The sequence below is a fragment of the Streptomyces aurantiaciflavus genome (genome assembly GCF_049808595.1).
GTDB lineage: Bacteria > Actinomycetota > Actinomycetes > Streptomycetales > Streptomycetaceae > Streptomyces.
The window spans coordinates 135,371-147,702 of sequence record NZ_JBNCAQ010000005.1 but is presented as its reverse complement, the minus strand read 5'-3'; the positions used below and the strand labels follow the sequence as shown (position 1 = coordinate 147,702).

The following is a 12,332-nucleotide window of genomic DNA, read 5'->3' as shown; positions in this document are numbered from 1 at the left end:
TCGGCGCCCCCGCCCGACATCCGGGGTCGCGCTACCAGGCGGCAGAAAGGCACGGGCCGTGGCGTCCACGGTCACCTCCGAGCCGTCGAAGGACTCGTCGGCATCCTCCCGCCCGGGATACGGGCAGCTGCTGCGCACCCGCGGCGCATGGACGTTCCTGCTGCCCGGCTTCGCGGCGCGCCAGCCGTTCGCGATGCTCACCCTCTCCATCGTGCTGCTCGTGCAGCACACCACCGGCTCGTACGGCGCGGCGGGCGCCGCGGCGGCCGTCACCGGCGTCTCCATGGCGTTGTGCGCGCCCTACGGCGGGCGCCTCGCGGACCGCTACGGACAGCGCGCGGTGCTGGTCCCGGGCGTGCTCGTGCACGCGCTGTCGGCGCTCGCGCTGACGGCGCTCGCGCTGGCGCACGCGCCCCTGTGGGCGCTGTTCGCGGCGGCCGTGCCGACAGGCGCCTCCGTCCCGCAGATCGGCCCGATGGTCCGCGCCCGCTGGGGCGTGACGCTGAAGGGCTCACCCCTGATGACCACCGCGGCGGCCTTCGAGTCCGTCACCGACGAACTCACCTTCGTCGTCGGCCCGCTGCTGGCGACCGCCCTGTGCACCACCGTGAACCCGGCCGCCGGCCTGGTCACCGAGGCCTCCCTCACCCTGCTCGGCGGCTTGCTGTTCGCCGCGCAGAAGCACACGCAGCCCCCGGCCGCCCGCGGCGGGCACGCGCGCGGGGAGCACGCCTCCGCCCTGCGCGTCCCCGGCGTGCGCGTCCTGATCGTGACCTTCCTGGGCATCGGATCCGTCTTCGGCGGCATGCAGGTCTCACTGGCCGCGTTCACCGAGTCGATCGGCGAGCCCGGCCTGAACGGCGTCCTGTACGGCACCTTCGCCGCCGGCAACATGCTCTCCGGCCTGGTCTGCGGCGCCGTCGCCTGGAAGGCGGCTCCGCAGCACCGCCTCGTCGTCGGGTACGGCGCACTGGCGCTGACGGCCTCCGGCCTGTGGGCCGCGCACTCCGTGCTCGTGCTGGCCGGGCTCGGCCTCCTGGTCGGCATGTGCATCGCGCCCGCGCTCATCACCGGCTACACGCTGGTGGAGAACCTGGTCCCGGCCGAGGCGCGCACCGAGGCGTTCACCTGGCTGACCGGCGCGGTGGCGCTCGGCCAGGCGGCCGCCGTCACGGTCGCCGGGCAGCTGGAGGACCGCTTCCGGGACGGCGCCGGGTTCCTGGTGCCCATGGGCGGCACACTGCTGGCCCTGGCGACCCTGCTGGCCCTGCGCTCCCGGCTGGTGGCGCACCCCCGGAGCCGTACCGTCGCACGTGGCGTCGGTCACCGCGTGCCGGTGACAGTGGACTGATCCCCGGGAATACGTCACTATGGATCGTCGTTAGCACTCATCGAGTGAGAGTGCCAGGAGGAAGACAGTGCCGACCTACCAGTACCAGTGCACCGAGTGCGGCGAGGGCCTCGAGGCGGTGCAGAAGTTCACCGACGACGCCCTGACCGAGTGCCCCAACTGCGGTGGTCGCCTCAAGAAGGTGTTCTCCGCGGTCGGCATCGTCTTCAAGGGCTCCGGCTTCTACCGCAACGACAGCCGCGGCTCCTCGTCGAGCAGCTCGCCGGCGTCGTCCAAGTCGTCGACGTCCTCGACCCCGGCCTCGTCGTCCTCCTCGGACTCGAAGCCGTCGAGCACCGGCACCTCCGCCGCCGGCACCTCCGCCGCGTAAGGCTTCCTCACGGGACCCTGCCGTCGTACGACGGCAGGGTCCTCGGCGTCTGCCGAGGCGGGAGGCAGGGACCACGGGCGGAGGCGGGAAGCGGTTCCGGAGCCGGAAACAAGTGTGTTCGATTCCGGCTACTGTGCTGGTCATGGCGAACGCAGAGATCGGCGTAATCGGCGGCTCGGGCTTCTACTCGTTCCTCGACGACGTGACCGAGATCCAGGTGGACACCCCGTACGGACCGCCCAGCGACTCCCTCGTCCTCGGCGAGATCGCCGGCCGACGGGTCGCCTTCCTGCCCCGGCACGGACGCGGCCACCATCTGCCGCCCCACCGCATCAACTACCGGGCCAACCTGTGGGCGCTGCGCTCGCTCGGAGTGCGCCAGGTCCTCGGGCCGTGCGCGGTGGGCGGTCTGCGCCCCGAGTACGGGCCCGGCACGCTGCTCGTCCCCGACCAGCTGGTCGACCGTACCAAGTCGCGAGTGGGGACGTACTTCGACGGGCTGCCACTGCCCGACGGCTCGGTGCCCAACGTGGTGCACGTGTCGCTGGCCGACCCCTACTGCCCCGCTGGCCGCGCGGCGGCGCTGAAAGCGGCGCGCGGCCGCGACTGGGAGCCGGTGGACGGCGGGACGCTGGTCGTGATCGAGGGACCGCGGTTCTCGACCCGTGCCGAATCGTTGTGGCACCGGGCACAGGGCTGGTCGGTGGTCGGCATGACGGGCCACCCGGAAGCGGCGCTCGCCCGTGAACTCGAGCTCTGCTACACGTCGTTGAACCTGGTCACCGACCTGGACGCGGGTGCCGAGAGCGGTGAGGGCGTCTCCCACGAGGAGGTGCTGCGGGTGTTCGCGGCGAACGTGGACCGGCTGCGCGGGGTGCTGTTCGACGCGGTGGCGGCGCTGCCCGCGAGCGACGAGCGGGACTGCCTGTGCACGAACGCGCTGGGCGGGCTGAATCCGGGGTTCGACCTGCCGTAGCCGGGTCCGGAGGCAGGGACGCGGAGGCGGAACGCATCGTTCGGGTGAGGGAGTTGTCCACAACCCCTCGGTGATCCACCGGCTCCGGCGAGCGGCGGCACGATGGCCCATCGTGGCTTCGCACACCGATTCCTCGTCGCTGGTGGTGATCCCATGTCCCTTTCCCCCTCGCCTCCCTCTCCCCTCGCCCTCCCGCCGCCGTCCGAGTCCCCTTCCGCGTCCACGTCTGCGTCGGCGTCTTCGTCCCTGTCCGCTTCGCGCCCGCCCGGCACGGACGCTCCCGCGACCCGCGAGGTGCCGCTGTTCGCTCCCGTGCGGGTGCGCGGCGGGCGCTTTCGGCTGCGGCGGCTCGTCCGCAGCCGCCGGCGCGCCCTGGCGCTCGGTCTCGCCGTCACCGCCGCCGTGCTCGTGGCGGCGGGGCCGGGGGACGCCGGCCCGTCCCGCGGGCACTCGGACGGGGGCGTGCACGCCCGCGCGCAGGCGCCGACGGGCGATCCCGTACGCCGTCGTCCCGCCGCCGAGGCCAACGAGGCCGTCGAGGCGCCGGTGCGGATCGCCGACGCGGCCGCCGTACGCCTGTTGCGGCCCGGTGACCGGGTGGACGTCATCGCCGCCGACCGGAGCGCGGCGGGCGGTGCGGCGCGTGTGATCGCGCGCAGGGCGCTCGTGACGAAGGTGCCCGAGCCGCTCGACGGGGTGGTCGGCGCGGCCGACCCCACCGGTGGGGAGGTGGTCGACGGCGGCGCGCTGGTCGTGGTGTCGGTGTCGCCGTCCACCGCGGCGCGCCTGGCGGGCGCGAGCGCCACGGCTCAGCTGGCGGTGACGCTGTGGTGAACCTCTTCTTGCGCGTACTGCGCGGTGTGCTGTCGAGTCGCCCGTTGATGCCCCCGAGGGGGACACGGCGGCCTCGTCCTGACGTAGGTTGCGGAGCTGTTCGTTCCCCTACCCGTTCAGACGAGGAGTGTCCCCGAGGTGAGCGAGAACAAGAAGGAACCGAGCGTCTGGCATGGCTTCAAAGCCTTCCTGATGCGCGGGAACGTCGTCGATCTGGCGGTGGCGGTGGTGATCGGCGCGGCCTTCACGAACATCGTCAACTCGGTGGTGAAGGGCATCATCAACCCGCTGGTCGGCGCCTTCGGTACCAAGAACCTGGACAGCTACAGCTCCTGCCTCAAAGGTCCGTGCACCGGTACCGGCGACGCGGCGACAGGCGTCCGGATCCTGTGGGGGTCGGTGCTGGGCGCCACCCTCACCTTCGTGATCACGGCGGCGGTCGTCTACTTCCTGATGGTGCTGCCCATGTCGAAGTACCTGGCGAGGCTGGAGGCGCGCCGCAAGGCACGGGAGGGCACGCAGGAGGTGGTCCAGGTGACCGAGCTGGAGGTGCTCAAGGAGATCCGGGACGCGCTGGTCGCGCAGCGGGACTCGGGGCACAAAGGGCCGTAGCGGCGACGGTTTTCCGCGGGGCCCGGCGAGCGTGGGCCCGCTGTGCCAGGCGGCTTCAGAGGTGGTGGGGAGGCTTCTCGTCGAGGAAGCGCCTGAGGTCGGCCGCGCTGTCGCCGCCGGCCACCGGCCGCTCGCCCCAACCACGGTCCGTGTCGTCCGAGGACTGCTGGTCCAGCGGGTCGTCGAAGACCAGCGCGGCCTTCGGCTCGCGCGGCTCGGGGGCGGAGGGGGTGCTCATGCGTCCAGGGTACGGCCCCGAAGCCGGCCCGGACGGAACCCGTGCCGCCGCGCCACCGGCCGGGGCACGTGCCGCCGCGCCACTGACCGGAACCCGTACCCACGCGCCACCGGCCGGAATCCGCGCCGACGCGCCACCGGCCGGGCGCCTGCGGCTCGGCCTCGTCCAGCCGGTCGAAGGGCAGGCCGTCGACGCGCCGGTGGAGGGGCGGGACACCGACGCACGTGACCGCGTCGAGGAAGACGACGGAGGCTGCTACCGACCACGTCGGGGCGTCGACGGCGGGCGGGCAGGAACGCGCGCGTGCCGCCTGGCCCCGGCGTTCGCCGAGAGTGGCGACCCTCCTGCGCCGGGGCGTCCCTGTGCAAGATATTCGGGCGGTTATCTGCTGTGCTGGGACCCATGACGACCAGCCCCGTTCCCCCGTCCTCCCCCTCCGGCGGGCCCACTCGCCAAAGACCCTTGCGCAGGCTCACCGCGCGCGGGCGCGGCGAGGCCCATCGGGTCGCCTCGCCGCTGGAACTCTTCTTCGACCTCTGCTTCGTCGTGGCCATCGCGCAGGCGGGCGTCCAGCTGGTCCACGCCGTGGCGGAGTCCCACACGGGCGAGGGGATCATCAGCTACGCGATGGTCTTCTTCGCCATCTGGTGGGCCTGGATGAACTTCACCTGGTTCGCCTCGGCGTACGACAACGACGACGTCCTCTACCGCGTCGTCACGCTGATACAGATCGCCGGCGTCCTGGTCCTCGCGGCGGGGGTGCCCCGGGCGTTCCAGGACCACGAGTTCCTCGCCGTCCTGCTGGGCTACGTGATCATGCGACTGGCCATGACCGCGCAGTGGCTGCGGGTCGCGGTGTCGAGCGAGGGCCCGGAGCGGACGATGGCGCTGCGGTACGCCGGTGGCGTGGTGCTCTGCCAGATCGGCTGGGTCGGGCTGTTGGTGCTGCCCGAGGGTGGCAGGTCCTGGCTGTTCCTGGTGATGGCGCTGCTGGAGATGTGCGTACCGGTCTACGCCGAGAAGGACCATCCGACCGCCTGGCATCCGCACCACATCGCGGAGCGCTACGGGCTGTTCACGATCATCGTGCTGGGCGAGACGATCGCCGCGGCGACGGTCGCCGTGAAGTCCGCCATCGACGAGGACGAGGCGCTGGCCGAGCTGTTGCCGATCGCCGCCGGCGGCTTGTTGATCATCTTCGCCGCCTGGTGGATCTACTTCGTGCCGGTCCACGGCCATCTGCGCTCCAGCAGGCAGGCGTTCCTGTGGGGATACGGCCACTACGTGGTCTTCGCCTCGGCCGCCGCGATCGGAGCGGGCCTGGAGGTGGCCGTCGAGGAGGCGGTCGGCGAGGCACACCTGTCCCTGCTCGCCGCGTCGGCGGCGGTGACCCTGCCGACGGCGCTGTACCTGCTCACCGTCTGGGCGCTGCACGCGCGTTACGTCAGGGTGGGCCTCGCCCAGCAGCTGGTTCTGCCGGTCACCGCGCTGCTGGTGATCTGCTGCACCTTCCTGGGCGAGTGGGCGGTCCTCGCGGCCGGGCTCGTGTTGGCGCTGGCCGTGGCGACGGGGACGACGCTGACGGCGCGCAGGCCGGCGCGAGAGAGCGCGTCGCGCGCTTCGAGCGCGGCGGCGTGACACCGCCTCCTCGCGGCGCGCTGAGTGAGACTGGCTCCCATGACAGTTGACGCTCTGACGGACGTCGCCGGCCTGCGGGTGGGCCATGCGACGCACACCGGCGACGGTTGGCTCACCGGCGCCACCGTCGTCCTCGCTCCGGAGGGCGGCGCCGTCGCCGCCGTCGACGTGCGCGGTGGCGGCCCCGGCACGAAAGAGACCGACGCCCTGGATCCGCGCAACCTGGTGCAGCGAGTCGAGGCGATCGTGCTGACCGGTGGCAGCGCCTACGGGCTCGACGCGGCGTCCGGGGTGATGGCCTGGCTGGAGGAGCAGGGGCGCGGGGTGCCCGTCGGCACGGACCCGGCGCACGTCGTCCCGGTCGTACCCGCCGCCTGCGTCTTCGACCTGGGGCGCGGCGGCGACTTCCGAGCCCGCCCGGACGCGGCCACCGGCCGGGCCGCGGTCGAGGCGGCCGCGGCGAGCGAGCCCGGCGCGCTGGTGCTGCAGGGGTGCGTCGGCGCCGGGACGGGTGCCGCGGTCGGGCCGGTGAAGGGCGGGGTCGGCACCGCCGGCACCGTGCTCGACTCGGGGATCACGGTGGCGGCCCTGGTCGTGGCCAACGCGGTGGGATCGGTGATGGACCCCGCAACGGGCGTGCTGTACGGCGAGTTGTTCCAGGGGCGTGTGGAGTACCCGGAGGGGCGCGTGCACGATGCCGCGCGCCGGCGCCTCGCGGAGAGCGCCGCGAAGAGCGCGCCTGCTCCCCTGAACACGACGCTCGCGGTGGTCGCCACCGACGCGGACCTGACGAAGGCGCAGGCGCAGAAGCTGGCGGGCACGTCGCACGACGGCATCGCACGCGCCGTGCGCCCGGTGCACCTCCTGCACGACGGGGACACCGTGTTCGCGCTGGCGACGGGTGCGCGTCCGCTCACGCCCGCGCACCCGCTCGCGCTGAACGACATCCTCGCGGCGGGCGCGGACATGGTGACGCGCGCGATCGTGCGGGCCGTGCGCTCCGCGGAGTCGGTCGAGACCGCGGGCGGCGCGTGGCCGTCGTACACGGAGTTGTACGGCGAGCGCCGGTAGCGCGGTCGGCCTGCGAGCTTCGAGAACGGGCGATTGTCCCGGTTCTGTCACGCGATGGCGTTCAGGGCGCACGGAGGGAACCTCGCCGGGCGCCGAGCTCCTCTTCCTCCACGTACTGGAGCGGAGCAACGCACATCACATGAAGCTGGAGCAGCCCGTGACAACGCCGGACATAGCAGCGCGGCGCGTACTGGGGGCCTGTGCCGTCCTGGTGGTCGGCGCCCTGACCCTGACGGCCTGCGGTGGCAGCGCCACCGCCAAGAACGACAGTGACAAGGGCGGTAAGGACGCCGCGAAGACGTCCACCGCGAAGATCGTCATCTCGGCCCAGGACGGGGCGACGGGGGCGTCGATCAACACGACCGGCGTGAAGGTGAGCGACGGCACGCTCACCGGCGTGAAGATGACGGTGGCGGGGACGAACCAGGTGGTGGAGGGCTCGGTCTCGGGCGACGGCCACAGCTGGAAGCCGAAGGAGCAGCTGGAACGCGGGACGAAGTACCAGATATCCGCGACGGCGAAGGACGCGAACGGGCGCACGGCCGCCGCCAACTCCATCTTCACCACGGTCACTTCGGCCAACAGCTTCATCGGGACGTACACGCCGGACAACGGGACGACGGTCGGCGTCGGGATGCCCGTGTCGTTCACCTTCGACAAGGCGATCAGCGACAGGAAGGCCGTGCAGTCCCACATCACGGTGACGTCCAGCAGCGGGCAGAAGGTGGTCGGGCACTGGTTCGGGTCGCAGCGGCTCGACTTCCGGCCCGAGGAGTACTGGAAGGCCGGCTCCAAGGTCACGATGAAGATCGACCTGGACGGCGTGCAGGGCGCGAACGGCGTCTACGGGGTGCAGAAGAAGACGGTGACCTTCACCATCGGGCGCTCGCAGGTGTCGACGGTGGACGTCGACACGCAGACCATGACGGTGGTGCGGGACGGCAAGACGCTGAAGACGGTTCCGATCTCGTCGGGCAGCCCCCAGCACACCACGTACAACGGGCAGATGGTGATCTCGGAGAAGTTCACGCAGACGCGCATGAACAGCCAGACGGTCGGTCTGGGGGGCGAGTACGACATCCCGGACGTGCCGCACGCGATGCGTCTGACGACGTCCGGCACCTTCATCCACGGCAACTACTGGTACAACCGGGGCAACCCGCCGTTCGGGCGCGAGGGCACCAGCCACGGCTGCGTGGGGCTCGCGGACGTGCAGGGCGCGCAGGGCGACACGCCCGCCAAGTGGTTCTACGACAACTCGCTCATCGGTGACGTGGTGATCGTGAAGAACTCCCCCGACAAGACGGTGGCTCCGGACAACGGGCTCAACGGGTGGAACATGGCGTGGAGCGAGTGGATCGCCGGGAGTGCCGCGTGAAGGGCGGCAAACCGGTCGGAGCGGCCGGGCACCAGGTGAGTCCGGTGGCGGCCGGCGCGGGTGACCTGTCCCGGTCGCCGCGTGGCAACAGGCCGCTGACCGGCTGTTTCTGACGGATCATCGGGCCGTGCGGGAATTTTTCGCGCGGCCCGCGCGTATTCCTGGCGTACGTTTTCTCGGTTCCCGGACATGATGTCCGGCCGAGGGGCTACGGTATGCACCCACAAGGTGACATGCAGCAACGCCGGGAGAAACCTTGAGCGTTCCGTACGAGACGGCAGCGCACGAACCAGCCGAGTCGCCCGAGACTCCGGAGGAGCACCTCGAGCGGCTCCTCGGTCGCGCCCTGAACTCGTTCGAGCTGCCCGACGAATGCGTGAGGCGGCTCGACTGCGCGTTGGCGCACGACAGCTCGCTGCACTCCGCGCACCACAGCGCGGGGCTGCACCGCGAGACGTACCGGCACACCTGGCTGCTGGCGGACGGCTCCGCGCTCACCCTGTGGGAGCTCGTCCACAACCCCGAGCCGGGCAGCGAGCCGCAGCACGAGGTGTACGTCGACGAGGAGGAGCTGCGCGCCGCCACGGCCCGGCTGCCGCTGCCGCCGGACGCGCCCGATTTCGAGCTGCCGGTGTTCGCCCAGCTGTCGCCGATCCCCGCGCCGCGGCATGTGTACGTACCGGACGACTCGGCGGACCACGCGCGCCGGCTGCTGCGCCGCGCGGAGAACGCCGACCGGCCCGGCGCGGACACGGCGACGCTGCTGAGGTCGGCGTTCGCGCACCAGATCACGCAGGCGTTCGGGCGCCCGTGCCGCGCCGGGCGCATCGGTCTGGGCTTCGCGCTCTACGAGCACGCGTTCCTGCTCCGTGACGGCCAGGAGATCTCCCTGTGGGAGGTCGAGCACACGGCGACGCCCGACGGGCGGCACATGTGCGAGGTGTATCCGACGGAGGACGCGGCCCGGGAGGCGATGGAGCGGCGGGCGGCGCAGGTCTCCTGACTCCGGGCGCGTTCAGCGTCCGCTGCTGAGCCGGCGTACAAGACCGGCGAAGGCGGCCTGCTCCGCCGGGCTCAGTTGCACGGCCTCCAGGGGCGGGCCTGCCTGGCGTTGGCGCGGGAGCGCCGGAAGGGCGGGCAGGGGATGGAAGGGGTCCCGCGCCGGGTGACGTACGCCGGCGCTCCCACGTCGTATACGCGCCCCTGGACGCAACCTGCCCGCCCCGGGACGCGACCCGCCCGCCTTCGAGCGCCGTGCGCGCCCTCGTGACCGGTGCGCGCCGGTCCCGAGGCCCCCTGTGCCCGCGCTCCCTCGGCTGCGGCGCAGGACGCGGCTCAGGCCGTACAGCCAGGCGGCGCACGCCAGGGCGAGGGCGGCCACGCCCGCCGCTTGGGGGATCGAGAGGTGCTCAGGCATACGGGCCAGTAGACATCACGGTCCGGGACGTAGGTCCCGGACCGTGACGTATGTCGCAGGTGGCGCAGGTCGCATGAATGCCTCATGCGGCGCGAAGGAGTTGGGAACCGCGCACAGCGCGTCAAACGGGCGAGCGGCCGGTCGCAGCCCCGTCCCGCGAGGGCTGTGACCGGCCGCTCCGGTGAGAGCCGTACCGCTACGCCGCCACCGGCTGCTTCTTCTCCGCCGCCGTGGCGGCCGCGCCGCTCTCCGCTTCGGGGGCGGTGGCGCCGGGGGCCGGCTTGCGCAGGCCCTTGAGGACGACGACCAGGGCGGTCGTGACGCCCACGCCGGCCGCGATGGCGATCAGGTAGAGGAACGGGTTGCCGATCAGCGGGACCACGAAGATGCCGCCGTGGGGGGCGCGCAGGGTGGCGCCGAAGGCCATCGACAGGGCGCCGGTGACCGCGCCGCCCACCATCGAGGAGGGGATCACACGCAGCGGGTCGGCGGCGGCGAACGGGATCGCGCCCTCGGAGATGAAGGAGGCGCCCAGGACCCAGGCGGCCTTGCCGTTCTCGCGTTCGGTCTGTGTGAAGAGCTTGCCGCGCACGGTGGTCGCGAGGGCCATCGCCAGCGGCGGGACCATGCCGGCCGCCATGACGGCCGCCATGATCTTCATGGCCGAGTCGCTGGGGCTGGCGACCGCGATACCGGCCGTGGCGAAGGTGTACGCGACCTTGTTGACCGGGCCGCCGAGGTCGAAGCACATCATCAGGCCGAGCAGGGCGCCGAGGAGGACGGCATTGGTGCCGGTGAGGCCGTTCAGCCAGTCGGTCAGGCCCTTCTGCGCCTCGGCGATGGGCTTGCCGATGACGACGAACATCAGGAATCCGACGACCGCCGAGGAGACCAGCGGGATCACCACCACCGGCATGATGCCGCGCAGTGGCGCCGGGATGTTGACCTTCTGGATGGCCATCACCACCGCGCCGGCGATCAGACCGGCCACCAGGCCGCCGAGGAAGCCCGCGCTGATGGTGAGGGAGATCGCGCCGCCGACGAAGCCGGGGACCAGGCCGGGCCGGTCGGCCATGCCGTAGGCGATGTAACCGGCGAGGACCGGGACGAGGAAGCCGAAGGCGGCGCCGCCGATCTGGAAGAAGAGCGCGCCCCAGCTGTCGGCCTGGGTCCACACGAAGTGCTCCATGACCGACGGGGCCTTGTTGATCTGGTAACCGCCGATCGCGAACCCGAGGGCGATGAGCAGACCGCCCGCGGCGACGAACGGGACCATGTAGCTGACGCCGGACATCAGCCACTTGCGGAGCTTGGTGCCGTAGCCCTCGGTGGAGTCGCCGGCGCGTTCGACCGGCGTGCGCGAGCCGGCGGGCGCCGCCGATGTCACCTCGCCGCGCTCGGCCTTGCCGCGCACCTCGGTGATGAGCTCGGCGGGGCGGTTGATGCCCGCCTTCACGCCGACGTCCACGGTGGGCTTGCCGGCGAAGCGGTCCTTCTCGCGGACGGGGACGTCGTGGGCGAAGATCACGCCGTCCGCCGCGGCGATGACGGCCGGGTCGAGCCGGGTGAAGCCGGCCGAGCCCTGGGTCTCGACGACCAGCTCGACGCCCGCCTCGCGGCCGGCGTTCTCCAGGGACTCGGCCGCCATGTAGGTGTGGGCGATACCGGTCGGGCAGGAGGTGACGGCGACGATGCGGAAGGGGCGCTCGTCGGGGCCGGAGGGGGCGCCTGCGGCCGGGGCGTGCGCGCCCGGCGCGGGCGCCGTGTCAGCCGCCGTGGCGTCGCGAGAGGCCGCCCCCGACGCCACGGCGGTGTCCTTGGAGGCGCCGGCGGCACCCTGTGCGCCCTCGCCGGCGCTCGTGGCGCCTTCGTCGGCGCCCTTCACACCCGCACCCGCGCCGTCCTCAGCGCCGTGCGCGCCCGCGCCCGTGACCGCGTTCGCGCCGTCCGCGTCCTTGTCCGCCCCGGCGCCCTGCGCGGGCGCGGTAGCCGCCGTGGCCGCCTCGTCGCCGCGGATCAGCGCCGCAGCGGCTCGCCCGTCCTCCACCGACCGCAGCGCGGAGGTGAAGTCGGTGTTCATCAGCTGGCGGGCCAGGGACGACAGGATCGTGAGGTGGGCGTCGTCGGCGCCGGTGGGGGCGGCGATCAGGAAGATCAGGTCGGCGGGGCCGTCCGGGGCGCCGAAGTCGATGCCGGCGGCGCTGCGTCCGAAGGCGAGTGTCGGCTCGGTGACGTGGGCGCTGCGGCAGTGCGGGATGCCGATGCCGCCGTCGAGGCCGGTCGGCATCTGGGCCTCGCGGGCGGCCACGTCGGCGAGGAAGCCCTCCAGGTCGGTCACCCGGCCCTGGGCCACCATGCGCTCGGCGAGGGATCGCGCCGCCGCTTCCTTGGTGTCGGCGGACAGGTCGAGGTCGACCAGGTCCGCGGTGATCATGTCGCTCATCGCG

The 12,332-nt window shown here is 72.5% G+C and carries 11 protein-coding genes; 9 read left to right on the top strand and 2 right to left on the bottom strand.

Going from position 1 to position 12,332, the window contains the following annotated elements:
• Positions 1-58: 58 nt before the first annotated feature.
• From ACPT94_RS07330 to mscL, 5 genes are all read left to right on the top strand, one after another.
• Positions 59-1,351: an MFS transporter gene (locus tag ACPT94_RS07330; RefSeq protein WP_425245447.1), complete on the top strand. Its 1,293-nt coding sequence runs from the start codon at positions 59-61 to the stop codon at positions 1,349-1,351.
• 67 nt (positions 1,352-1,418) lie between these two features.
• Positions 1,419-1,721: an FmdB family zinc ribbon protein gene (locus tag ACPT94_RS07325; RefSeq protein WP_360336537.1), complete on the top strand. Its 303-nt coding sequence runs from the start codon at positions 1,419-1,421 to the stop codon at positions 1,719-1,721.
• Positions 1,722-1,863: 142 nt separating this feature from the next.
• Positions 1,864-2,697: an S-methyl-5'-thioadenosine phosphorylase gene (locus ACPT94_RS07320; protein WP_360336535.1), complete on the top strand. Its 834-nt coding sequence runs from the start codon at positions 1,864-1,866 to the stop codon at positions 2,695-2,697.
• A gap of 153 nt (positions 2,698-2,850) precedes the next feature.
• Complete coding sequence (locus ACPT94_RS07315; protein ID WP_360336533.1) at positions 2,851-3,531, top strand: hypothetical protein; 681 nt, start codon at positions 2,851-2,853, stop codon at positions 3,529-3,531.
• Positions 3,532-3,669: 138 nt separating this feature from the next.
• A complete protein-coding gene (mscL, locus tag ACPT94_RS07310) occupies positions 3,670-4,143 on the top strand; it encodes a large conductance mechanosensitive channel protein MscL (RefSeq protein ID WP_360336531.1) in 474 nt (157 codons plus the stop codon).
• Between the two features lie 55 nt (positions 4,144-4,198).
• On the opposite strand, the gene ACPT94_RS07305 is transcribed toward mscL, so the two are convergent.
• Complete coding sequence (locus tag ACPT94_RS07305) at positions 4,199-4,381, bottom strand: hypothetical protein (RefSeq protein ID WP_360336529.1); 183 nt, start codon at positions 4,379-4,381, stop codon at positions 4,199-4,201.
• A 402-nt stretch (positions 4,382-4,783) separates the two neighbouring features.
• Here ACPT94_RS07305 and ACPT94_RS07300 point away from each other — a divergent pair, with 402 nt between their 5' ends.
• The 4 genes from ACPT94_RS07300 to ACPT94_RS07285 all read left to right on the top strand — a co-directional run bounded on the left by ACPT94_RS07300 (position 4,784) and on the right by ACPT94_RS07285 (position 9,471).
• On the top strand, positions 4,784-6,019 hold the full coding sequence (locus ACPT94_RS07300; protein WP_360336527.1) for a low temperature requirement protein A: 1,236 nt from the start codon (positions 4,784-4,786) through the stop codon (positions 6,017-6,019).
• Positions 6,020-6,058: 39 nt separating this feature from the next.
• Positions 6,059-7,090, top strand: coding sequence for a P1 family peptidase (locus ACPT94_RS07295; protein ID WP_425245446.1), 1,032 nt, complete (start codon positions 6,059-6,061; stop codon positions 7,088-7,090).
• Positions 7,091-7,247: 157 nt separating this feature from the next.
• Positions 7,248-8,468: a L,D-transpeptidase gene (locus ACPT94_RS07290; protein WP_425245445.1), complete on the top strand. Its 1,221-nt coding sequence runs from the start codon at positions 7,248-7,250 to the stop codon at positions 8,466-8,468.
• Between the two features lie 256 nt (positions 8,469-8,724).
• A complete protein-coding gene (locus tag ACPT94_RS07285) occupies positions 8,725-9,471 on the top strand; it encodes a DUF6227 family protein (protein ID WP_360336521.1) in 747 nt (248 codons plus the stop codon).
• A 610-nt stretch (positions 9,472-10,081) separates the two neighbouring features.
• Here ACPT94_RS07285 and ACPT94_RS07280 read toward each other — a convergent pair.
• On the bottom strand, positions 10,082-12,328 hold the full coding sequence (locus tag ACPT94_RS07280; protein ID WP_425245444.1) for a PTS fructose transporter subunit IIABC: 2,247 nt from the start codon (positions 12,326-12,328) through the stop codon (positions 10,082-10,084).
• Positions 12,329-12,332 lie beyond the last annotated feature (4 nt).

Coding starts and splice junctions, on each gene's coding strand:
- ACPT94_RS07320 (WP_360336535.1), top strand. CDS start 1,864: ATGGCGAACGCAGAGATCGGCGTAATCGGCGGCTCGGGCTTCTACTCG.
- ACPT94_RS07315 (WP_360336533.1), top strand. CDS start 2,851: ATGTCCCTTTCCCCCTCGCCTCCCTCTCCCCTCGCCCTCCCGCCGCCG.
- ACPT94_RS07305 (WP_360336529.1), bottom strand. CDS start 4,381: ATGAGCACCCCCTCCGCCCCCGAGCCGCGCGAGCCGAAGGCCGCGCTG.
- ACPT94_RS07300 (WP_360336527.1), top strand. CDS start 4,784: ATGACGACCAGCCCCGTTCCCCCGTCCTCCCCCTCCGGCGGGCCCACT.
- ACPT94_RS07295 (WP_425245446.1), top strand. CDS start 6,059: ATGACAGTTGACGCTCTGACGGACGTCGCCGGCCTGCGGGTGGGCCAT.
- ACPT94_RS07280 (WP_425245444.1), bottom strand. CDS start 12,328: ATGAGCGACATGATCACCGCGGACCTGGTCGACCTCGACCTGTCCGCC.